21 protein-coding genes and 1 tRNA gene are annotated in these 21,409 nt (G+C 53.0%); 16 read left to right on the forward strand and 6 right to left on the reverse strand.

Going from position 1 to position 21,409, the window contains the following annotated elements; genetic code table 11:
• Positions 1 to 146: 146 nt before the first annotated feature.
• The 7 genes from QSV34_RS11370 to gorA all read left to right on the forward strand — a co-directional run bounded on the left by QSV34_RS11370 (position 147) and on the right by gorA (position 8,402).
• Complete coding sequence (locus tag QSV34_RS11370; RefSeq protein WP_502929014.1) at positions 147 to 2,513, forward strand: DNA translocase FtsK; 2,367 nt, start codon at positions 147 to 149, stop codon at positions 2,511 to 2,513.
• A 22-nt stretch (positions 2,514 to 2,535) separates the two neighbouring features.
• Complete coding sequence (gene lolA, locus QSV34_RS11375; protein WP_289154811.1) at positions 2,536 to 3,153, forward strand: outer membrane lipoprotein periplasmic chaperone LolA; 618 nt, start codon at positions 2,536 to 2,538, stop codon at positions 3,151 to 3,153.
• A 102-nt stretch (positions 3,154 to 3,255) separates the two neighbouring features.
• Complete coding sequence (locus QSV34_RS11380) at positions 3,256 to 4,614, forward strand: replication-associated recombination protein A (protein ID WP_289154813.1); 1,359 nt, start codon at positions 3,256 to 3,258, stop codon at positions 4,612 to 4,614.
• A 1-nt stretch (position 4,615) separates the two neighbouring features.
• Entirely contained in the window at positions 4,616 to 4,987 is a 372-nt protein-coding gene (gene crcB / locus QSV34_RS11385) for a fluoride efflux transporter CrcB (protein WP_289154815.1), read from the forward strand.
• A gap of 22 nt (positions 4,988 to 5,009) precedes the next feature.
• Entirely contained in the window at positions 5,010 to 6,293 is a 1,284-nt protein-coding gene (serS, locus tag QSV34_RS11390; protein WP_289154817.1) for a serine--tRNA ligase, read from the forward strand.
• A gap of 17 nt (positions 6,294 to 6,310) precedes the next feature.
• Complete coding sequence (gene tsaA, locus QSV34_RS11395) at positions 6,311 to 7,045, forward strand: tRNA (N6-threonylcarbamoyladenosine(37)-N6)-methyltransferase TrmO (protein ID WP_289154819.1); 735 nt, start codon at positions 6,311 to 6,313, stop codon at positions 7,043 to 7,045.
• Positions 7,038 to 8,402 carry a glutathione-disulfide reductase gene (gene gorA / locus QSV34_RS11400; RefSeq protein ID WP_289154821.1) on the forward strand — a complete coding sequence of 455 codons (1,365 nt, stop codon included), beginning with the start codon at positions 7,038 to 7,040 and terminating at the stop codon, positions 8,400 to 8,402. Before tsaA ends, gorA begins: the two co-directional genes overlap by 8 nt.
• A gap of 256 nt (positions 8,403 to 8,658) precedes the next feature.
• Here the strand turns inward: gorA and galE are convergent, their stop codons facing one another.
• Entirely contained in the window at positions 8,659 to 9,672 is a 1,014-nt protein-coding gene (gene galE / locus QSV34_RS11405; RefSeq protein ID WP_289154823.1) for a UDP-glucose 4-epimerase GalE, read from the reverse strand.
• 241 nt (positions 9,673 to 9,913) lie between these two features.
• On the opposite strand from galE, the gene QSV34_RS11410 reads away from it, so the two are divergent.
• The 7 genes from QSV34_RS11410 (at position 9,914) to QSV34_RS11440 (ending at position 16,672) form a co-directional block, all read left to right on the forward strand.
• On the forward strand, positions 9,914 to 12,037 hold the full coding sequence (locus QSV34_RS11410; protein ID WP_289154825.1) for a carboxy terminal-processing peptidase: 2,124 nt from the start codon (positions 9,914 to 9,916) through the stop codon (positions 12,035 to 12,037).
• 27 nt (positions 12,038 to 12,064) lie between these two features.
• Positions 12,065 to 12,898 (forward strand): exodeoxyribonuclease III, encoded by an 834-nt coding sequence (gene xthA, locus QSV34_RS11415; protein WP_289154826.1) that lies wholly within the window; start codon positions 12,065 to 12,067, stop codon positions 12,896 to 12,898.
• 86 nt (positions 12,899 to 12,984) lie between these two features.
• The gene (locus tag QSV34_RS11420; RefSeq protein ID WP_289154828.1) at positions 12,985 to 13,587 is read left to right on the forward strand and encodes a hypothetical protein; all 603 of its coding nucleotides are present in this window, start codon (positions 12,985 to 12,987) and stop codon (positions 13,585 to 13,587) included.
• A 1-nt stretch (position 13,588) separates the two neighbouring features.
• On the forward strand, positions 13,589 to 14,206 hold the full coding sequence (locus QSV34_RS11425; RefSeq protein ID WP_289154830.1) for an RNA polymerase sigma factor: 618 nt from the start codon (positions 13,589 to 13,591) through the stop codon (positions 14,204 to 14,206).
• A gap of 52 nt (positions 14,207 to 14,258) precedes the next feature.
• Complete coding sequence (locus QSV34_RS11430) at positions 14,259 to 14,606, forward strand: hypothetical protein (RefSeq protein WP_289154832.1); 348 nt, start codon at positions 14,259 to 14,261, stop codon at positions 14,604 to 14,606.
• Positions 14,607 to 14,611: 5 nt separating this feature from the next.
• A complete protein-coding gene (locus QSV34_RS11435; protein WP_289154834.1) occupies positions 14,612 to 14,869 on the forward strand; it encodes a DUF3106 domain-containing protein in 258 nt (85 codons plus the stop codon).
• 177 nt (positions 14,870 to 15,046) lie between these two features.
• A complete protein-coding gene (locus QSV34_RS11440) occupies positions 15,047 to 16,672 on the forward strand; it encodes an electron transfer flavoprotein-ubiquinone oxidoreductase (protein WP_289154848.1) in 1,626 nt (541 codons plus the stop codon).
• Between the two features lie 15 nt (positions 16,673 to 16,687).
• Here the strand turns inward: QSV34_RS11440 and QSV34_RS11445 are convergent, their stop codons facing one another.
• Positions 16,688 to 17,245, reverse strand: a complete 558-nt coding sequence (locus QSV34_RS11445; protein WP_289154836.1) for a DUF1285 domain-containing protein — start codon at positions 17,243 to 17,245, stop codon at positions 16,688 to 16,690.
• A gap of 8 nt (positions 17,246 to 17,253) precedes the next feature.
• Complete coding sequence (locus QSV34_RS11450) at positions 17,254 to 17,913, reverse strand: TetR/AcrR family transcriptional regulator (protein WP_289154838.1); 660 nt, start codon at positions 17,911 to 17,913, stop codon at positions 17,254 to 17,256.
• Between the two features lie 491 nt (positions 17,914 to 18,404).
• On the opposite strand from QSV34_RS11450, the gene QSV34_RS11455 reads away from it, so the two are divergent.
• Positions 18,405 to 18,481 (forward strand) — tRNA-Pro (locus QSV34_RS11455).
• A gap of 48 nt (positions 18,482 to 18,529) precedes the next feature.
• On the opposite strand, the gene QSV34_RS11460 is transcribed toward QSV34_RS11455, so the two are convergent.
• The 3 genes from QSV34_RS11460 to bcp all read right to left on the reverse strand — a co-directional run bounded on the left by QSV34_RS11460 (position 18,530) and on the right by bcp (position 20,872).
• Entirely contained in the window at positions 18,530 to 19,885 is a 1,356-nt protein-coding gene (locus tag QSV34_RS11460) for an alanine/glycine:cation symporter family protein (protein WP_289154840.1), read from the reverse strand.
• Between the two features lie 94 nt (positions 19,886 to 19,979).
• Positions 19,980 to 20,312 carry a preprotein translocase subunit YajC gene (gene yajC, locus QSV34_RS11465; RefSeq protein WP_289154842.1) on the reverse strand — a complete coding sequence of 111 codons (333 nt, stop codon included), beginning with the start codon at positions 20,310 to 20,312 and terminating at the stop codon, positions 19,980 to 19,982.
• A gap of 83 nt (positions 20,313 to 20,395) precedes the next feature.
• Positions 20,396 to 20,872, reverse strand: coding sequence for a thioredoxin-dependent thiol peroxidase (gene bcp, locus QSV34_RS11470; protein ID WP_289154844.1), 477 nt, complete (start codon positions 20,870 to 20,872; stop codon positions 20,396 to 20,398).
• Between the two features lie 130 nt (positions 20,873 to 21,002).
• Between bcp and QSV34_RS11475 the strand changes: the two genes are divergently transcribed.
• Positions 21,003 to 21,215 carry a hypothetical protein gene (locus QSV34_RS11475; RefSeq protein WP_289154846.1) on the forward strand — a complete coding sequence of 71 codons (213 nt, stop codon included), beginning with the start codon at positions 21,003 to 21,005 and terminating at the stop codon, positions 21,213 to 21,215.
• The last annotated feature ends 194 nt before the right edge of the window (positions 21,216 to 21,409 follow it).

The raw sequence follows: 21,409 nt of genomic DNA on the forward strand, positions 1-21,409 counted from the left end.
GGGGAACCAATAGAATTGACCAATAGCGGCTATTCGGAGCGTCAATCAACGCTTACAATTGGCCCACCATTTGTAGATAATCACCACCAATTTTTATAACAATGACAACGGCTTGGGAAAGCTTGTTGAAAGGGTAGTTAAGTAACTTGAGCAAATCTCGTAATTCCAAAAGCGCAGCATCGCAAGAGCCTGCTGCCACCGGCCGTTTTGAATTGATTCTCAGGGAAGGTGCCCTGATCGGCTGGCTGGTGGTGTGCATTTACCTGCTGATTGCATTGTTCAGCTTTTCTGCCAACGATCCTGGCTTCTCCCATACCGGCAGCCGCGATATGGTCAGCAACGCCGCAGGCCCCACCGGCGCCTGGCTGGCGGATGTGTTGTTCTGGCTGTTTGGCATCATGGCTTATATGTTTCCGCTACTGCTGATCTGGCGCGCCTGGCGGGTATTCCGCAGCAAGCGCGACGATCAACAACCGCCTTTTGACTGGCTCACCTTCGCCCAGCGTTGTCTGGGCTTAGTGTTGGTTATGCTCAGTGCCACCGCGCTTACCGACCTCCACTATGGCACCGTTAGCTCGACATTGCCGGAAGGGCTGGGTGGCGTGATGGGTGCAGGAGTTGCTCAAGTGGCCGTATCTGCATTCAGTGTGGTGGGCAGTACTCTGGTGTTACTGGCGGTGGCGCTGTTTGGATTGACGATTTTTGCGGATATTTCCTGGCTGGCACTGATCGATGGCTTGGGGCGCATCAGCCTGCTCAGCTACGACTGGCTGCGCAGCCGCGTGGTGGAAATGCGCAACAATCGCCAGGAGGCTCGTCAGGCGTCGGAAGCCCAGCAGGCACGTAAAGAAAAAGTCGCCAAAAAGGTAAAAGCTGCGGAGAAGCGTATTCCCCCCAGCATCCAGATGCCCGCATCACCTGCCAAAACCGCTACCAGCAAGCGCGCAGTGAAAGAAAAGCAAACAACCCTGTTTGAAGAACCTCTCACCGGCACATTGCCCGCCATTGGGTTATTGGATTTGGCTGACGATAATTCTGGCAAAGGGTTTTCCAAAGAATCCCTGGAGGCCATGTCCCGGCTGCTGGAGCTGAAACTGCAAGATTTCGGCATTTCTGCGGAAGTGGTGGAGGTGATGCCTGGCCCAGTGATCACCCGCTTTGAAATTCAGCCCGCACCAGGGGTAAAAGCCAGCCGCATCACCAACCTGGCCAAAGACCTGGCTCGCTCTCTGGCGGTAGTCAGTGTGCGAGTGGTGGAAGTTATACCCGGCAAGTCCGTAATGGGCATTGAAATCCCCAACGAGCACCGGGAGATGGTGCGCCTTTCGGAAGTGGTTTCCTCCGAAGTGTACGAAGACGCCAAATCGCCGCTCACGTTAGCCCTTGGCAACGACATTTCCGGCGTGCCCACAGTAGCCGATCTGGCAAAAATGCCCCACCTGTTAGTAGCGGGCACTACAGGCTCCGGTAAGTCCGTGGGCATCAATGCCATGTTGTTGAGCCTGCTGTTCAAATCCTCTCCGGAAGAAGTGCGGCTGATACTGGTGGACCCGAAGATGTTGGAGCTGTCGGTGTACGACGGCATCCCTCATTTGCTGACTCCAGTAATTACCGATATGAAAGACGCCGCCAACGGCCTGCGTTGGTGCGTGGGAGAGATGGAGCGCCGCTACAAATTGATGGCGGCCATGGGTGTGCGCAACATTTCCGGCTTTAACAAAAAAGTGAAAGACGCCGCCGCAGCTGGTGAACCCATTGCCGACCCGCTTTGGCAGCCTGATCCTTACGCATCGGCCTTTGAGGAGGACATCCCTCAAGAAGCACCCAGCCTGGAAGCACTGCCTTATATCGTCGTAGTAATCGACGAGTTTGCCGACATGATGATGATTGTCGGCAAGAAAGTAGAACAATTGATTGCTCGAATTGCCCAGAAAGCGCGGGCAGCAGGCATTCACCTGATTCTCGCCACCCAGCGGCCTTCTGTGGATGTGATTACCGGCCTGATCAAAGCCAACGTTCCCAGCCGTATTGCGTTCCAGGTATCGTCGAAAATTGACTCTCGCACCATTCTCGATCAGGGCGGTGCTGAACAGCTGCTCGGCCACGGCGATATGCTCTACCTGCCACCGGGCAGTGGCGTGCCAGTGCGGGTACACGGTGCTTTTGTGGATGACCACGAAGTGCACAAAGTGGTTGCAGACTGGAAGCGACGCGGCGAGCCAGAGTATCTGGACGAGATTCTCGACGAAGGCGTCACCAATACCATTGCCGTTCCCGGCTTTGCCACGGAAGGGGAGGGCGACGGCAACGACGAAACCGACGCGCTGTACGACGAGGCAGTCAATTTTGTGCTGGAAAGCCGCAAAGCCTCGATTTCAGCGGTACAGCGCAAACTGCGAATTGGCTACAACCGTGCCGCACGCCTGATTGAAACCATGGAAGCCGCCGGAGTGGTCAGCGCTATGGGCAGCAACGGCAGTCGGGAAGTGCTGGCACCTGGCGGTCGCGATTAACGGACGATAATAAGGAAAATTGATGAGACTACTGACTGTTGCTATTTGCTGTTTTTTCAGCGCAGTTGCCATTGCCGGCGGGCAGCCCGCCGCAGAACGCCTGCAAGCATTACTGAGCCCCATCGAAAGCATGCAGGGCGATTTTCAGCAAAGCCAATACGATCAGGCTGGCGAACGTTTGCAAGAGTTGGATCAAAATGGGCAACTGCAGATTACCCGCAGCGGAAAAATCCGCTGGATCGTAGACGGCGATTACGGCCAGCAGTTGGTCAGTGATGGCACCACCCTTTGGTTGTTCGACCCGGATCTGGAACAGGTCACTATCCAAGCCGTGAATAATGACGCCAGTGCCACCCCGGCATTGTTGCTGATGGGCAACTTCGAAAAGCTCCACGCTAGTTACCGGATTCAGCAGGGCGCGGATGACAATGCCTTCACTCTATACCCACGACAGCCAGAAAGCCTTTATCAGCACATCAACATTCGCTTTAGCGATGGCGTGCCGGCCGCTCTTGAAATAACCGACAATCTGGGAGAGCGCACCGAGATTACTTTCCAGCAAGTAACTGTTAATCCTGATCTGGACGATAATCAGTTTGTGTTTGCCGTTCCTGAAGGGGTGGATGTTATTTACAACTGAGCAAACACCGTCGTCGCGAGCGAAGCGTGGCGACCCAGTGTCTTTATTAAAGTCACTGGATTGCCGCGTCGCCTGCGGCTCCTCGCAATGACAAGACATTCTATGACCCAATCCCTATTCCAACAAACTGTCTATCAACCCCTGGCCGCCCGTATGCGCCCGCGAACCCTGGGTGAATATGTGGGCCAGTCGCACATACTCGGTGACGGCAAACCACTGCGTGACGCCATCGAGGCAGGCATGCTGCACTCCATGGTGTTCTGGGGGCCGCCGGGGGTGGGCAAAACCACTCTGGCTAAAATCATTGCCCACAGCGCCGATGCCCATTTTGAAAGTATTTCTGCGGTGCTGTCCGGGGTAAAAGATATCCGCGCCGCCATCGATCGTGCTAAAGAAGAACGGGATGTCCGTGGGCGTAAAACCATTCTGTTTGTGGATGAAGTGCACCGCTTTAACAAGTCCCAGCAAGATGCTTTCCTACCTTTTGTGGAAGACGGCACCGTGGTATTGATTGGTGCCACCACCGAAAACCCTTCCTTCGAACTCAACAACGCACTGCTGTCCCGTTGCCGTGTTTATGTACTGCGCAGCCTCAGCGAAGAAGAATTAAAAGACGTGGTCAACGGTGCCCTCAATTCTGAACGAGCGGAGTTGCCCAGTGACTTGAGCCTCGCCGATGACGCCATGAATGCCCTGGTTGCCGCCGCCGATGGCGACGCCCGCACCGCTCTCAACCTGCTGGAAATCGCCAGCGATTTGGTGGGGGAGAGCGGCCGCATTGAACTGGAAAGCGTACAAGAAGTATTGGTAGCGGATACCCGCCGCTTTGATAAAGGCGGCGAGAATTTTTACGACCAGATTTCTGCCATGCACAAATCCGTACGCGGTTCATCCCCAGATGCAGCCCTCTATTGGCTGGCGCGTATGCTGGATGGTGGTTGCGACCCGCTGTATATCGCCCGCCGGGTGGTGCGCATGGCCAGTGAAGATATCGGCAACGCCGATCCCAGAGCATTACGCCTGTCATTGGATGCCTGGGAAACCCAGGAGCGTTTAGGCAGCCCGGAAGGGGAGTTGGCCATCGCCCAGGCGCTGGTGTATCTCGCAGCAGCGCCAAAAAGCAATGCCGTTTACACCGCCTTTAAACAGGCCATGAGGGATGTGAAAGAACAGCCCAGCCTCGAAGTGCCGTTGCACCTGCGCAATGCGCCCACCAAGTTGATGAAAGAACTGGATTACGGCCGCGAATATCGCTACGCCCACGACGAGCCCAATGGCTACGCTGCCGGCGAATGTTATTTGCCAGAGGAACTGAAAAGCGTGCGCTACTACCATCCAGTACCCCGTGGCCTGGAGCAAAAAATTGCTGAAAAACTGGAACACTTAAGAAAGCTGGATAACGCCAGCGGTGATCAACGCTATTCGTCATCGGATTCAAAACCGAAAGGGGAAGGGCAGTAATATGCAATGGCTGGCAGTGGCTTTAGGTGGTGCCCTGGGGGCAGTTTGTCGCTTTGGCGTAAACACATTGGTGTTCCCGTTACTGGGTGGACGCTTCCCGCTGGGTACATTGCTGGTAAACCTTTCCGGCTCTTTTTTAATGGGGATTCTCTATGTGCTGGTGGTGGACAAAGGTGTATTGCCCGGCGAATGGCGCAACCTGTTAATGGTGGGTTTTCTCGGCGCATTCACTACTTTTTCAGCGTTCTCGCTTGACGCCCTGGCTTTGTGGCAGAATGGCCACCCGGCGCTGTCCCTCGGCTACATTGTCACTAGTGTGGTCGGCTGCCTGCTGGCAACTTTATCGGCCATTTGGCTGGCGCGATTGTTTTAATTGACTATAAAGATATTTACCTATGCTCGATGCCAAACTGATCCGCTCAGATATTGATGCGGTTGCCGCTGCACTTGAAAAGCGTGGCTTTGTTCTTGACCGTGAAAAATTCCAAAACCTGGAAAGCAAAAGCCGTGAGTTACAGGCCAGCTCTCAGGCTCTACAGGCAGAGCGTAAAAACCTGTCCAAATCCATCGGCCAGGCCATCAAGAATGGTGGCGATGTAGATGCGCTGAAAGCCCAGGTGGCCAGCTTGGGTGAGCAGTTTGATGCCGCCAAACAAGAACTGGATACTGTGCAGGCAGAGTTTCAGAACATGCTGCTGAGCATACCCAACATGCCCCATGAATCTGTTCCCGCTGGCACCAGCGAAGAAGACAATGTGGAAATTCGCCGCTGGGGCGAGCCAGGCACCTTTGAATTTGAGGTAAAAGACCACGTCGACCTGGGCGCTGCTCTTGGCGGTATGGATTTCGAAACAGCCGCCAAAATTTCAGGCTCTCGTTTCGCCACCATGAACGGCCCGGTAGCCAAACTGCACCGGGCGCTGACTCAATTTATGCTGGATACACACACCAGTGAACACGGTTATACAGAGACCTATGTACCTTATATCGTTAACAAAGATTCCTTATACGGTACCGGTCAGCTGCCCAAATTTGAGGAAGACCTGTTCAAACTCACCGACGAACGCGAGTTCTACCTTATCCCCACTGCAGAGGTCCCAGTTACCAATATTGCGCGGGACGAAATACTGGACGCAGAGCAACTGCCTATAAAACTAACCGCCCACACTCCTTGCTTCCGCAGTGAAGCGGGCAGCTACGGTCGAGATACCCGCGGCATGATCCGGCAGCACCAGTTCGAGAAAGTAGAAATGGTGCAATTCGTTAAACCAGAAGATTCCTGGCAAGCGCTGGATGAGCTGACCCGTTGTGCGGAAGTGATTCTGGAAAAACTGCAGCTGCCATACCGCACGCTGGTGCTTTGTGGTGGCGATACTGGTTTCTCTGCCGCCAAAACCTATGACATTGAAGTCTGGCTGCCGTCGCAAAACACTTACCGGGAAATTTCTTCCTGCAGTAATTTCTGCGATTTCCAGGCAAGGCGCATGAAAGCCCGCTGGCGCAATCCGGAAACCGGCAAGCCAGAATTGCTGCACACCCTTAATGGCTCCGGCCTGGCCGTAGGGCGTACTTTGGTAGCGGTACTGGAAAACTACCAACAAGCGGATGGCAGTGTGGTTATTCCAGAAGCGCTGCGCTCTTATATGGGTGGCCTGGATACCATACGGCCAGCAGAGTAGTGCGGTAACAGAGACTTTTGAGCACCCAGCATTTCGACATTATTGGCACCGTACACTCTCCCTATAAAGAGAAGTTTGCGGTGCCGCGCCAGCCCGGTCTGGTACCCGCCGCCAAGGGGCGCATTGAATTGCTGCCGCCCTACAACGATGCGGACAGTGTTCGTGACCTCAGCCAATTCAGCCATATCTGGGTGCTGTTTGTGTTTCACGGCACTCAGGAGCAAGGCTGGAAACCACTGGTAAGGCCTCCGCGTCTTGGCGGTAACCAGAAAACCGGTGTATTTGCCACACGCTCTACATTTCGCCCCAACCCCATTGGCATGTCCGTGGTGGCACTGGATGAAGTGGAGGAGGAGGGCCGTCGTATCTGGCTGAATATCAGCGGCCTCGATTTGATTGACCAGACACCGGTTCTGGACATCAAGCCCTACCTGCCATACTGCGACAGCTTGCCTGACGCCAGCTCCGGCTTTGCCAACAACAAGCCAGAAACAAAGGTCTCTGTAGAGTTTTCTCGCCAGGCAGAACAACAGCTTCGATTTGCCGCGGAAAAAATTCCCGATTTGAGGGAATTAATTTGTCAGGTGTTGTCTCAAGACCCTCGGCCAGCCTACCGCCGCCATAAAAAATCGGATAACACACGTTACGGCGTCAGGCTGTACAACTTCAATATTGTCTGGATTGTGCAAAGCAGCAATGACTTCCAGGTAGTGAGCATAGAAAAGGAAAATAAAGGGAAATCCCATGATTGACAGCAACTACGACTATGACCTGTTTGTAATTGGTGCCGGATCTGGTGGCGTGCGAGCCGCCCGCATGTCTGCCCAATATGGCGCCAAAGTAGCCATTGCCGAACAGCAATATCTGGGCGGTACCTGCGTCAATGTGGGTTGTGTACCCAAAAAACTGTTTGTGTACGCCTCTGAATTTTCCGAAGAATTTCATGCCGCCAAAGGCTTTGGCTGGGATATCGAACAGCAGCCCAAGCACCAGTGGCAGCGCCTGATTGCCAACAAAAATGCCGAAATAGGGCGCCTCAATGGAATTTACGGCAACTTACTGGATGGCTCCGGCGTCACTCTGTACGAGAGCAAAGCCACCATAACCGGGCCAAACGAGGTCTCGGTGGATGGCCAGAAAGTCACCGCAGAGCGCATTTTAATCGCCACCGGCGGCTACCCGTTTGTACCGGATATTCCCGGTAAGGAGCTGGCTATTACCTCCAACGAGGCTTTCTATCTGGAAGACCTGCCAGAGAAAATTATCCTTGTTGGTGGTGGCTATATTGCCGTGGAGTTTGCAGGAATATTCAATGGCTTAGGCGTGGAAACTCATCTAATTTATAGGGGGGCAATGTTCCTACGTGGGTTTGATAATGATATTCGCGAAGCCCTGGCTGTTGAAATGAAAAACAAGGGCGTTCACCTGCATTTCAACACCAATATCGAGGCGCTGAAAAGCACAGAAAGAGGCCAAATCGAAGCGACTTTGACAGATGGGAGTACGCTGACTGTTGGCCAGGCTATGTACGCCACAGGCCGCAAAGCCAATTTGAAGGGTCTTGGGCTTGAAAATACCGCCGTGGAAGTGCGCAATAACGGCTCAATCATCGTCAACAACGACTTTCAAACAGCAGAGCCAGGCGTATACGCCATTGGTGATGTAATCGACCGCGTTGCACTAACGCCCGTTGCTATCACCGAGGCCATGTCGTTATCCGCCGCTTTGTACAAAAACGAGCATAACCCGGTGGATTACAGCAACATCCCAACCGCCGTATTCAGCCAGCCTAATATAGGCACCGTCGGCCTGAGCGAAGAACAAGCCAGGGAGCAATATGGCGATGTGCGCATTTACAAAAGCCAATTCCGCGCCATGAAACAAACATTGGGCGGTGGCAACGACAAAGTGCTGATGAAGCTGATCGTCGATAACACCAGCGACAAGGTGATTGGCTGCCATATGTTGGGCGACCACGCCGGTGAGATTATTCAGGGAATCGGCATCGCCATTAAGGCCGGCGCCACTAAGGCAGACTTCGACAATACTGTGGGCATTCACCCGACGGCGGCTGAGGAGTTTGTGACGATGAGGGAGCCTGTCAGTTAGATTGTCTGCAAAAAAAGACAAAGCCCGGTTATGCATTTGTGTAACCGGGCTTTTTTGTGCTCCTCGATGATGCTGCTGAAGGTAGGGCGATTGAACATAACCTACATTATGCGCCAAACAAATTTTGCAGCCCTTTGGCATTATATTTAATTTCGCATAATGTATATTATGTTAAATAAATAAGTCAAAATAAAACCCTATAACCGAATATAGGGTTTTTGATGTTTTTGCTTAGAGGGTAAAACTTCCTCCCTGCTTACCTGTAGCCATCAGGATTGCCAGACTGCCAGCGCCAGGCATCAGCCGCCATTTCAGCAACTGTACGCTGTGCTCGCCAACCAAGTTCTTTTTCTGCCTTGTCAGTTGCCGCCCAACACTCAGCGATATCACCGGCACGGCGTGGGGCCATCTGGTATGGCACTTCCCTGCCGCTGGCTTTTTCAAAAGCGCCCACCATTTCCAGTACACTGCTGCCGCAACCGGTCCCCAAATTGTAGGTATGGACTCCGGCTGTGCCGGTGAGTTTTTCCAGGGCCGCCACATGTCCGTCCGCCAAATCCATAACGTGAATGTAATCGCGCACGCCGGTGCCGTCCGGGGTTGGGTAATCATTGCCAAATACCGACAATTGCTCGCGCTTGCCTACGGCAACCTGTGAGATATAAGGCATCAGGTTATTGGGAATATCCCTGGGATCTTCGCCAATAGTGCCGGATGGGTGGGCGCCTACCGGGTTGAAATAGCGCAGCAGGGTTACGCTCCAATCCTTATCTGCCGCTTGCAAATCACCTAAACAGCACTCAACGATGTATTTGCTTCTCCCATAGGGGTTGCTGGTCGCGCCAACCGGGAATGATTCTGTAATAGGCACCGAGGCAGGGTCACCGTAAACCGTTGCCGATGAGCTAAAGATAATGTTTTTGACGCCCGCTTTTTGCATGCTGCGAGTCAGCACCAGCGAGCCATTAACGTTGTTGTCGTAGTATTCCAGTGGTTTTTCGACAGACTCCGCTACTGCTTTCAAGCCAGCAAAATGGATCACTGCTACAGGTTTTTCGGCAGCAAACACCTCGTCAAGGAAGTTTTGGTCACGAATATCACCCTCGTGGAAGGTGGGCTTGCGACCTGCCAGGACAGCTACCCTGCCCAGAACTTCCAGCTTGGCATTGCAAAGGTTGTCGACAATAACCGGCTCGTAGCCTTTTGCCAGCAGCTGAACACAGGTATGGCTGCCGATATAACCCAGTCCGCCAGTGACTAGAATCTTCATATTTTTATATTTCCTTACAATTACTTACGGCAAGTATTTAATGTTTATTATAGAAATTTTTGCGCTGTAGGCATGGGGTATTTCACCAGTGGCCTTTAAACGCTGACCAAATCACTTTGCATCTGCATGAGTCTGTGTAAAAAAGTGTAACCGCTCTAGGGGATATTTTCGCCACTGGTGGTAAACTCCGAGCAAAGTCCCTTGTCTCATAAAGGGTAAATAATACAGGTTGTCTATGCTTATGCTGAAAATCTACAGAGCCCCCCTGCTACTTTCACTGCTGTTTGCCGGAAGTGTAACTGCAAACGCCGCAACACTGAGTACGCTCGAGCCAGAAAAGAAACACGGCAAACTGATAAAAGAGATGTTGTCGGCACTGGTATCCGGGCACTACCAAAAACGCACTATCAACGACGGATTTTCTGCAGAGCTTTACGACACTTATCTGGATGCTTTGGATGCTGGCAAAAGCCACTTCTTGCAGTCTGATATAGACACCTTCGCACACTGGCGCCTGGCTCTGGACGATGCCCTTAAGCAAGGCCGCCTGGAGTTTGGTTACGCAGCTTACAATCGCTTGCAAGCCATTCGCTTGCAGCATCTGGAACATAATATCGCATTGCTGGAAAGCGATTATCAGTTCAATCTGGACGATGATGAGTCCCTGCCCCGCAACCACAAAGAAAGAGATTGGCTGCGATCCGATAAAGAACGTCAGGAGCTGTGGCGTAAAAGTATTGAAGCGGAACTGGTGCAAAAACTTCTGGCGGGCGAAAACCTGGAAAAAGCCCGTGAACAGCTGGTAAAACGTTATAAAAACCAACTGAAGCTGATTCTGCAAACAGAATCCCGGGATGTATTCAGCGCTTACGCCGGCATTACGGCAACCCTTTTCGATCCCCACACCAATTATTTCTCCCCCAGCAACAGCGATAGCTTCAACATCAACATGTCACTGTCGCTTGAGGGAATTGGCGCTGTTTTGCAGCGCAGTGATGACTACATAGAAGTTGTGCGAATTGTCCCCGGCGGCCCCGCCGACAAACAGGGCGAGTTGCAAGTGGGCGACAAGATTGTCGCCATCAAAAATCCCGGGGATCAGGAACACACCAACCTGGTGGGCTGGCGTTTGGATGACGCAGTAAACTTGATTCGCGGCCCTAAAAGCAGCATTGCCTCCCTTCAGGTTTTACCGGGCAAGGCAGAAGCCTCCGGGTTGATGAAAACCATCGACATCACCCGCGACAAGGTAAAACTGGAAGATCAGGCCGCCCAAAAGCAGATCGTAGACGTTCCTGTTGGCAACGCAAACTATCGGGTCGGCGTTATTGATATTCCTACTTTCTATCTGGATTTTGAGGCCCTGCGCAGAAACGACCGCAATTACCGCAGCACCACCAAAGACGTGTCTCGTTTAATGGGCGAGCTGCTCAACGATGACGGTGTAGATGGCATTATTCTGGATCTGCGCGGCAATGGTGGCGGCTCTCTGCTGGAGGCTACTCACCTGAGCGACATGTTTATTAACCCCGGCCCGGTGGTGCAAATTCGTTCCAGCAACGGGCAGATAGACCGCACCCAGCGCTCACGGCGCCCGGCGGCCTACAAAGGGCCTCTGGTTGTGTTGATTGATCGCCTGAGCGCTTCCGCATCGGAAATCTTTGCCGGCGCCATTCAGGATTACGGCCGCGGCATTATTGTTGGCAGCCAGAGTTTTGGTAAAGGCACCGTTCAAACCCTGCAACCTCTTGGCAAAGGGCAGTTGAAGCTGACAGAACACAAGTTTTACCGGGTTTCCGGCGACAGCACCCAAAGCCGCGGCGTTGTTCCAGATATTAACTTCCCCAGCGATGCCGACCCGGAAAGAATCGGTGAAAGCAGCAATGAAAACGCCCTGCCCTGGGATCGCATCCGCGCCGCACCTTACCGACAGTTTGGCGACCTTGCCGACAACCTCGTTTTGCTGGAACAAAATCATCAGCGCAGGGCCGCTCAAGACCCAGACTTTACCTACGTGGTTGAAGTGGCTGAACTGGGGCGACGCTTTGGTGCAGAAAATGAACTTCCATTGAGCCTCAACCTGAAACAGAGGAAGGCCAATCTGGAACAGCGGCAACAATTGCAGTTAAACCTGGAAAATCAACGCCGCACAGCCAAGGGGCAAGAACCTTACGAAAACTATGAGGCCTACGAAGTAGCCGTTGAAGAGACCGACCTGGAAACTCTGCCACTGGCAGAAAAAGACCCCTTGCTTATGGAGGCAAGCCGAATTGTTGCCGACATGGTATTGCTCGAGCAAAACCCCAGACGTTTTGCCCGACAGCTGCAGAAAAGCGAACTCAATAACAACCTTAGCCATCAATAATTTCAACTACTAAAGTCTCAACCACGAATGAGCCAGACCAGCATCAAGTGCGTTTCCTTTAACGTTAACGGGCTTCGCGCCCGTTTACACCAATTACAGGCAGTAATTGACAGCCACCAACCTGAAGTCATCGGCTTGCAGGAAACCAAAGTACACGATGATGAATTCCCTCTGGATGCCGTGCAATCCATGGGCTATCACGTCACCTACCACGGCCAGAAAGGCCATTACGGGGTTGCCCTGCTATGCAAGTACCCTCCCCTTGAGACCAGCAAGGGCTTTCCAGGAGATGATGAAGATGCCCAGCGACGCCTGGTAAGCGCCACACTGGAACTGCACAACGGCACCCGCCTGCAAGTTATCAATGGCTACTTTCCCCAGGGAGAGAATCGCGAACACCCACTCAAGTACCCGGCAAAAAAAGCCTTTTACGCCAATTTACTTGAGCTGTTGAACAACAGCTGCAACCCGGCGGACCAACTGCTGATTATGGGTGATATGAACATCTCCCCTTCTGACTTTGATATCGGCATCGGCGAAGACAACCGCAAGCGTTGGCTGCGCAGCGGCAAATGTTCATTCTTGCCCGAGGAGCGGGAATGGTATCAGGCGCTTTATGATTGGGGTTTGGCCGACTGCTACCGCAAACACTACCCCGACAGCCAGCAACACTACAGCTGGTTCGACTACCGCAGCCGCGGTTTTGAACGCGATCCCAAACGCGGCCTGCGCATCGACCATCTGCTGGCCACCCAGCCCCTGCTGCAAAGCTGCAGCGCAGCTGGCATTGACTATCAGATTCGAGCCATGGAAAAACCCTCTGATCATGCGCCAGTGTGGGCTCAATTCGAGCTGCCTTAACTATCACCTGAGGTGTCAACCACCGCATATGCCCCGCGTTTTCCTTTGCACGCCTGCGCTATTCACTTGGCAACGAGGAAAATACAATGAAAGCTCTAGGATTAACCACTGCACTGCTACTGGTACTTGCTACAGCACCTGCCTCCGCCGACAGCCGCACGTACGAGCTACAGAGCCCCTCAGATGAATTCGCCAATTACCAGGGCGATTACTTGCTGGCCCATGGAGGTGATCGCCACTATCGCACCCATAAACACCGCAAGCACAGAAAGTATCGCAGGCATCACCGCAAACACCATCGCAACCATTACCGCGATCGCGGCCATCGCGACTACGATTACCACCTGGATTTCCACATTTATCCGTACTATCGCTCAGACCGCCACTATCGCCACCACAAGCGCAATTATCGTCGCCACTACCGCAACCACAGGCGTCACCATCGGTACCGTGACTACCGTTGCGACTACCGCAACGATGGTTTGAAGTGGCTCGCTGGCGCGGTGGTTGCCAGCGAGTTGTTGCATTACGCCTTCGACAATCCCCAGGATGAATGGCACTATAGCGACCATCGTGAATACCGGGCTGATAACTGGGCTGACTCGAATTATCAGGAGCACACCCCTGCCCCTCGGGGTGATCACGAACAACACTATCGCAGCTACCATGCAGCAAGGTATGGCGGCTGATATGACCACAGCAAGCAGCTATGCGGTTGGCATTGCCAGCACCGCTCAGGAAATGGAGGTTGCGCTGGATAACCGCACACTGAATGACTTTCTTCGCTCTGTAGAAAAGCGTGGCTTCCGTATGGCGCAAGTTGCGGTGGGCAACCGGGAAGATGCCCTGGATATATTGCAAGACACCATGAGCAAGCTGGCACAACTGTACGGGGATCGTACCTGGGACGATTGGCGCCCCCTGTTCTACCGAATTTTGCGCAGCCGCATCAACGACTTCCACCGCCGCAGAGCGGTGCAGAATCGTTACCGCACCTGGATAGAACGCCTTAAGCCAGCTTCTATTGAGCCCCAGGATCAAGCAGCAGACCCCTATGAATATGTGTCTGCAGCCGAGCACGTAAATCCGGATGCGGAGCTGGAAAGTGACCAGCGTATCGCCCGCCTGGAAGAAGCACTGCAGGAACTGCCTCGCCGCCAACGGGAAGCCTTTATGTTGCGTTGCTGGGAGGGCTTAAGCACCGCTGAAACAGCCAGCGCCATGCAATGTAGTGAAGGCAGCGTAAAGACCCATTACTTTCGAGCGCTGCAGGCGTTACGAGGCAAGTTAGGGGAGTATTGGCGCTAGCAAGCCAATAAAGTAATTGAGTAGAGTTATTTTTATGAATGAGGTGTCGGAAATGAAACAGTCCGAGCAACTGGAACAGCAACTACGGCAAACATTGCGGGAATCTGAGAATAATCTTTCAGATAACCTGCAATCCCGGCTGTCCAATATTCGCCAAGCGGCCTTAAGCGATCCCGAACCCGCCAAATCACAAACCATGCTTACCTGGCCGGGCTTTGCCGTTGGTATGGCCACCGTGGTAGTGGTGGCAATGTTGTTCGCACCGATGTTTAATAGCACCAACAGCTCAACATTTACCAACACTGCAGCGATGGCCATGGTGGAACAGGAAATCGAGAACGACCTGGAATTCTACCAATGGCTTTTAGAAACCGATGCCATCGAGGGGCTTCACGAGTAACAACCATGAAACGATCCGTTTTTCCTCTGGCTCTTGCCCTATTCCTGTGTGCTGGTCTGCCAATAGACAGCCACGCTGGCGATAAAGATAAACAGAAAGAACACAAAAAAGAAAAACCCCGCGAAGATTACAAATTTCTCTCTCCAAAGCAGCGAGAAAAAATCCGCCATGTGCGCGACCGTTACCAGGAACTGCCGCCTCAGCAAAAGCGTCAGCTGCGGGAAAAATGGCAAAAAGACAAGCGTGAAAAGCAGAAGAAATAAAGACTTACATCGCTTTTCACCCTCCCCCTGATTTTTTCACAGCGCCATTGTCATAGTTCTATGACACTTCCTCGATTCTCGGGGTAAAATGCCTTTTTGTTGAAAACCTTTTTTGAAAACTTTTATTCAAAAGACTGTTGTTAAAAACTTCGGGAGATTGATGTGCAGCGAGAATCCATGGAATACGACGTTGTGGTGGTCGGCGCTGGTCCGGCTGGTCTGTCTGCCGCTTGCCGTCTTAAGCAACTATCCCCTGAAACCTCGATCTGTGTTGTGGAGAAAGGCTCCGAGGTAGGCGCCCATATTCTTTCCGGCGCTGTCTTTGAGCCAAAAGCACTCAACGAGCTGTTCCCGGATTGGCAAGAACGCGGAGCCCCACTGCATACCGAAGTGAGCGGAGACGACATTCTGCTACTCTCAGATGCTGAGAAATCCCGCAAAATCCCCGGCTTTTTTGCCCCCAAAACCATGCACAACAATGGCAACTACATCATCAGCCTGGGCAACCTGTGTCGCTGGCTGGCGCAACAGGCGGAGTCGCTTGGTGTGGAGATTTTCCCCGGCTTTACCGCATCCGAACTGGTGTTCGATGACAATGGCGCGGTGAAAGGCATCGCTACTGGCGATATGGGCTTGTCCGCCGACGGCAGCCAAAAAGACAGTTACATGCCCGGCATGGAATTACACGGCAAATACACCCTGTTTGCGGAAGGTTGTCGCGGCCATTTGGGCAAACAACTGATTGCCAGATACGAGCTGGATAAAGACAAAGAATCACAGCACTATGGCTTGGGAATCAAAGAGTTGTGGTCAATACCTAAAGAAAAACATAAACAAGGCTTGGTGGTTCACAGCGCTGGATGGCCGCTCTCGGAAAGCGATTCACGAGGCGGCGGGTTCCTCTATCACCTGGAAGACAACCAAGTGGCAGTGGGCTTGATTACCGACCTTTCCTACCACAACCCCCACGTCAGCCCTTTTGACGAATTCCAACGCTACAAGCACCACCCTGCCATTGCCCAATACCTTGAGGGCGGCGAGCGCATTTCCTACGGCGCCAGAGCCCTGGTAAAAGGCGGCTTGCAAGCACAACCCAAAATGACATTCCCCGGTGGCCTGTTGATAGGTGATGACGCCGGCACACTCAATTTTGCCAAGATCAAGGGGACTCATACGGCCATGAAAAGCGGTATGGTCGCGGCGGAGTGTATTACCGAAGCCCTTGCCAACAATCAAAGTGGTGACGATTTAACGGCTTTTGAAACGGCCTACCAAAACAGCTGGGCCTGGAAAGAGCTACACACACAGCGCAACTTTGGCCCCGCTCAACACCGCTGGGGCAATGTGCTCGGTTCCGCCTACGCCTTTGTGGATATTAATATCTTCAATGGCAGCCTGCCCTGGACCCTGTCCGATCCAAAACCGGATTGGGACACATTAAAACCCGGCAGTGACTGCCAACCTATCAGCTACCCCAAGCCCGATGGCAAGCTGAGTTTTGACAAGCCCTCCTCGGTGTTCCTGTCAAACACCAACCACGAAGAAGACCAGCCCTGCCACCTGAAACTGGCAGACAGCGCCATTCCCCTGAGCCATAACCTGCCCATATTTGACGAACCCGCCCAACGCTACTGCCCAGCCGGGGTGTATGAAGTTGTAGAAGGCGATGGTGGTGACAAGCAGTTCCAGATCAACAGTCAAAACTGCGTGCACTGCAAAACCTGTGATATCAAAGATCCCAGCCAGAACATCACCTGGGTGGTACCTGAAGGTGGCGGCGGGCCTAACTATCCGAATATGTGACACGCCGCCAAGCTGTCATTCCAAAGGAAAAAACTGACCGAGGCTGACTACCCCGTGGCAGGATCGCCCGTCGCACTCACCGGCCTGTGCCCAATCCGCTAGCTGGTAGTAAACCGTGCGGCTCAGCAGCCCAGGCAAATTACTGCGTACGCGAATATATGGGAGCAGCTCTTCCCCGCTCTGTGATGGCTCCATCCAGATAGGGTTTTCAGGCCCAGCCACCACATGATCGCCGGTGTTGGCAGTAAAGTAGAGCGCTTCGCCGCCCGCCTCTTGTTTGCGCTCAACTTCAACCAAAAGAAATGGCGCACACTCCACGCGTATGCGCAGTTTTTCCACGGGCGTTACCAGATAGTAGTCATCCCCTTCCCGTTTCAGCACAGTGGAAAACAGCTTTACCAGTTCCGGGCGTCGTATTGCACTGCCTTCGTGCAGCCAGGTACCGTCCCGTTGAATGAGCAAATCCATATCGCCGCAGAACGACGGGTTCCATTTGTCCACTGGTGGCAGCGAGGCGTTGGCTTTTTGTTGTTCGGCAAGAAGGGTGGCAAACAGCGAAGAAACTTTTGTCACAACCAGCGTCAGCTGCGCAGCTGCCCCCGGTTGCCCATGGTGACACCAATATCGGTGATGTAGTCCAGCAGCTTTTGCTTGTCGCGAATATTGAGAAAATCCAGCGTCTGATTGAAAAACAGATCCACAGCACCCTGAGCCAGAGCCCAACAAGCCAGGTAATGGTGATGTGGGGGCACATCTTCCAGGCGCCCTTCGCTGATCAGTTCCGCCACCATGTTGTTCAGGTGCTCCATATTGGCATGGCGCAGCTTGTGCAACTTTTTCAACATAGCCGCCATTTCAGGCTCCGCTTCCAGGCGTACTTCCAGTTGTTGCACCAGACGGTCGAGAGCAGGATTGCCCAAACGGGAGCGGAAGTAGGCGGTGGCGGCAGCGCCAGGTTCACCGTTGCGGGCCCGTGCTATGCCGTCGTTCAGGTTGACGCTCAAGCGGCTCTCATAATCCATGACAATGCGCATCAGGATTTCGTTTTTGGTCATGAAGTGTTTGTACACTGTGCCCTTGCCAATACCCGCCATACGGGCGATATCGAACACGGTAACGCGGTCCACGCCTTTATCCAGCAGCAATTCCAGAGCGGCTTCGACGATTTTTTCTTCACGCGCCATAAAGTGACGCTTTTTCTCGCGAATCTTTTCGGTACTGGCGCTGTCGCTTGCTTTCATAACAAATTGCCGGGAAATCGCTGTGCAGGGACACCCTTTAAGCATAGGCATCTAACTGGCGAAGAACAAATAAAATCTGGTAACAATTGATACAAGTGTAGTGTATCGAATAGATTGTGGTTTAAACGAGTCGGAAAGCGGCCATATGCGCGACGCATTTTTGCAGTCATAGCCAGCCTATTTCAAACTGTCCTATGTTAAGAAAGTGCAACACAGCAGATGGCCGCTTTCCGGCTCGCCCGAAGGGAAGCCCCCAGAACGCCCACAGCGGTGTTGCTGTTTTTGACAAGGTACCTACATTGCCTGCAAACAGCGCCTAGCTGTGAACATTCTGGGGGCTTTTTAAATCCATAATCTATTCAATACACTACACTGCCAAAAAAGTCGTTTTATAGGGCACACACGCACTTCACAGCGCTGACAGAGGGAAATTTACAAGCCAATAAACGGTGCTATAATGCCGCCGTTTTCGGGTTCGGCACCCGAATTATCGGAGTGTAGCGCAGCCTGGTAGCGCACCTCGTTCGGGACGAGGGGGTCGGAGGTTCGAATCCTCTCACTCCGACCAGACAAACCCCTGTATGTGCAAATACAGGGGTTTTTTATTGTCCTCAGCTCACGGTTTAGGGCTGGCGAGGCCATCCTTTGTAAAGTACTCACTCGCCAATTTAAAAATCAACGGGCTTAGCAGCAGCAATGCGATCAGATTAGGAAACGCCATCAGGCCATTGAACACGCCGGTCAGCTTCCACACCGTACTCAGTTCCATAAGCGCACCCAGTGGAATCACCGCCACCCAGTACAACTGAAACCAGATAATGGATTTTGGACCAAACAGGTATTCCACACAGCGCTCAGAGTAATAAGCCCAACCCAGCATGGTGGTAAAAGCGAACAGCAGCAGCCCGCAGGTGAGGATATAAGCTCCGCCTGGAAGATTGTTGGAAAATGCCAGGCTGGTCATTACCGCACCCTCGGTGCCACTGGTCCACACACCGGAAACAATCAACACCAGCCCGGTTATGGTGCACACCACCAGAGTATCGATAAACGTACCCAGCATGGCGATAATTCCCTGCCTAACCGGGTCGTCGGTTTTAGCCGCTGCGTGCGCAATGGGCGCGCTGCCCTGCCCCGCCTCATTGGATAACAGGCCACGCTCTACGCCGTACTGCACGGCGATCTTGGTAGCTGCCCCGGCAAAACCGCCCGCAGCGGCGGTAGGCGCAAAGGCACTTTCAAACACCAGCACAATGGCAGCGGGGATTTCAGGGGCGTGCATCACCAGGATAATGAGCCCTGCGGCAACATAAGTCACCGCCATAAAGGGCACCAGCGCTCCCGCCACATGGGCAATACGTTTCACGCCGCCAATAATGACCATGCTAACCAGCAGCACCAATACAGTGGCGGTAATCACCGGGTTGATGTCAAAGGTGGATTCCACCGCTTTGGCGATGGAATTCGCCTGGATCATATTGCCTGTACCGGTGCCGCCAAAGCCGCAGAATATGGCAAACATCACCGCCAACCAGCCCCAGTGCTTGCCGAGGCCGTTGCGAATGTAATACATGGGGCCACCCAGGTGGCGACCATCCGCCTCAACCTCCCGGTAGCGAACCGCCAACACCGCTTCGGCAAATTTGGTGGCCATACCCACCAGGCCGGTGAGCCACATCCAGAACAGTGCGCCGGGGCCACCAACGCCAATAGCTGTCGCCACGCCGGCAATATTGCCTGTGCCGATAGTGGCGGAAAGAGACGTCATCAGGGCGTTAAAGGGGCTGATATCCCCCTCACCTTCGCCCCTGCGGCCTTTAAAGAGCTGGCGAAATGCGTAGCCCAGTTTGCGCAGCGACAGAAACTTCAGGCCTGCCGTCAGGTAAATACCGGTACCCAGCAACAGAAACATCATGACGTAGCCCCAAACCCAGCTGTTGATCTGGTCAACCCAAACGCCAAATTGCTCCATTGCTGCCCTCGCCTTTTTGCAGGATAAAGTGTTTCAGGTATTTGCCTGATCGCAGGTAAAGAAAAAGCCGCACAAGGCGGCTTTCAGGGTGCTATCAGATTTTCTGGATAGTGCCTTTTGGCAGCACGGCGTGAACTGCCGCTTTCTGGAAGGTCATTTCCACACCGTCGGCCACTTCGATAACGACGTAAGTATCATCCACCTTCTTAATGGAGCCGAGCATGCCGCTGGTCATTACCACCTCGTCGCCTTTGCCCAGTGCAGACACCAGTGCCTGGTGTTCTTTCTGACGCTTGCGCTGCGGGCGAATGATCAGGAACCAGAAGATCAGGAACATGCCGCCGAACAACAGCAGTGTGCTCATGGGGTTACCTTGGGGTGCGGGGGCGCTCTCAGCCGCTTGAGCGGCGGGAATCAACCAGGACATACAATTACTCTCTTTTCTTTAAATGTTGGAAAGCCGTGCACTTTAGCGGTTTCCTGGCCGGGCCTCAATAGGGCCTATTCATACTAATCAAGATTCTCGTTGAGCCACGCCAGCAGGTCTTCGTGGTGAGTTTTGGTTTTGAATTTATCCATGATGTGCTTGAGACGGCCGTCTTTGCCGATGATGTATGTGGTACGCAAAATGCCATCGAACTCCTTACCCATAAATTTCTTCGGCCCCCAGGCGCCGTATTTGTCGGCGATGGCGTGATCTTCATCGGATAACAGGTCGAAATTTAAATCGTCTCGTTCAATAAATTTTTGCAGGCGTTTTACCGGGTCCGGGCTGACACCCAGTACCACCACATCCTGCTTATCCAACTCTTTGCGGTTATCCCGTATACCACCTGCCTGAACAGTACATCCGGGTGTCATGGCCTTGGGGTAGAAATAGAGAACAACGGTTTTCTGGTCGCGAAAGTCTTTCAGCGCAACCTTTTCACCATTTTGGTTCAACAGGGAAAACGCCGGCGCCATATTGCCAATTTTGGGGTGTGCCATCTGGATGCTCCTCAAAAGGGGTAGGTCAACAAAGCGCAAAGTCTATAACAAAAAACATCAGTGCTGGGTTACAATTCAGCAATTACTATCGCCTTATTAATAACGCCTTGAGCGACCGGAGGAGTGATCAATGAACCTTGAGTACTATGTTATTCGTGGCCGCGGTGACGGTGGCAGCAAATTTCAATTGGCCCGGCTGGAAGATGACAGCGGCAACAACTACAAAGGCGAATACGATATGGCCCGCCACTTCGCCTCTGAGGACGAAATGAAGAGCTATATCGCTGATGAGGTGGTGAAAAAGCCCTTGGCAGAACTCAGCATTAAGGCCATGGATATCTGATCCGGCTGGCTGCACAGCACAAATGAAAAAGCCGATCCATTTTCAGGATCGGCTTTTTTGTATCCGCTGTCCCGTCCTGAATAACGTTGACACTTTTCAATCACCAAATTGGAAAGTGATATGAAATCAACAGCTAAGCGCACTCAGCGTGATTATTCGTTAGCCTTTAAATTGTCCGTTGTTGACCAGGTTGA

Origin of the sequence: Porticoccus sp. W117, assembly GCF_030341905.1 — a bacterium.
Lineage (GTDB): Bacteria > Pseudomonadota > Gammaproteobacteria > Pseudomonadales > Porticoccaceae > SCSIO-12696.

Excerpts from the sequence above, each read along its gene's own strand:
- lolA (WP_289154811.1), top strand. The coding sequence starts at position 2,536 with ATGAGACTACTGACTGTTGCTATTTGCTGTTTTTTCAGCGCAGTTGCC.
- QSV34_RS11380 (WP_289154813.1), top strand. The coding sequence starts at position 3,256 with ATGACCCAATCCCTATTCCAACAAACTGTCTATCAACCCCTGGCCGCC.
- crcB (WP_289154815.1), top strand. The coding sequence starts at position 4,616 with ATGCAATGGCTGGCAGTGGCTTTAGGTGGTGCCCTGGGGGCAGTTTGT.
- serS (WP_289154817.1), top strand. The coding sequence starts at position 5,010 with ATGCTCGATGCCAAACTGATCCGCTCAGATATTGATGCGGTTGCCGCT.
- gorA (WP_289154821.1), top strand. The coding sequence starts at position 7,038 with ATGATTGACAGCAACTACGACTATGACCTGTTTGTAATTGGTGCCGGA.
- galE (WP_289154823.1), bottom strand. The coding sequence starts at position 9,672 with ATGAAGATTCTAGTCACTGGCGGACTGGGTTATATCGGCAGCCATACC.
- QSV34_RS11410 (WP_289154825.1), top strand. The coding sequence starts at position 9,914 with ATGCTGAAAATCTACAGAGCCCCCCTGCTACTTTCACTGCTGTTTGCC.
- xthA (WP_289154826.1), top strand. The coding sequence starts at position 12,065 with ATGAGCCAGACCAGCATCAAGTGCGTTTCCTTTAACGTTAACGGGCTT.
- QSV34_RS11420 (WP_289154828.1), top strand. The coding sequence starts at position 12,985 with ATGAAAGCTCTAGGATTAACCACTGCACTGCTACTGGTACTTGCTACA.
- QSV34_RS11425 (WP_289154830.1), top strand. The coding sequence starts at position 13,589 with ATGACCACAGCAAGCAGCTATGCGGTTGGCATTGCCAGCACCGCTCAG.
- QSV34_RS11430 (WP_289154832.1), top strand. The coding sequence starts at position 14,259 with ATGAAACAGTCCGAGCAACTGGAACAGCAACTACGGCAAACATTGCGG.
- QSV34_RS11435 (WP_289154834.1), top strand. The coding sequence starts at position 14,612 with ATGAAACGATCCGTTTTTCCTCTGGCTCTTGCCCTATTCCTGTGTGCT.
- QSV34_RS11440 (WP_289154848.1), top strand. The coding sequence starts at position 15,047 with ATGGAATACGACGTTGTGGTGGTCGGCGCTGGTCCGGCTGGTCTGTCT.
- QSV34_RS11450 (WP_289154838.1), bottom strand. The coding sequence starts at position 17,913 with ATGAAAGCAAGCGACAGCGCCAGTACCGAAAAGATTCGCGAGAAAAAG.
- QSV34_RS11460 (WP_289154840.1), bottom strand. The coding sequence starts at position 19,885 with ATGGAGCAATTTGGCGTTTGGGTTGACCAGATCAACAGCTGGGTTTGG.
- yajC (WP_289154842.1), bottom strand. The coding sequence starts at position 20,312 with ATGTCCTGGTTGATTCCCGCCGCTCAAGCGGCTGAGAGCGCCCCCGCA.
- bcp (WP_289154844.1), bottom strand. The coding sequence starts at position 20,872 with ATGGCACACCCCAAAATTGGCAATATGGCGCCGGCGTTTTCCCTGTTG.
- QSV34_RS11475 (WP_289154846.1), top strand. The coding sequence starts at position 21,003 with ATGAACCTTGAGTACTATGTTATTCGTGGCCGCGGTGACGGTGGCAGC.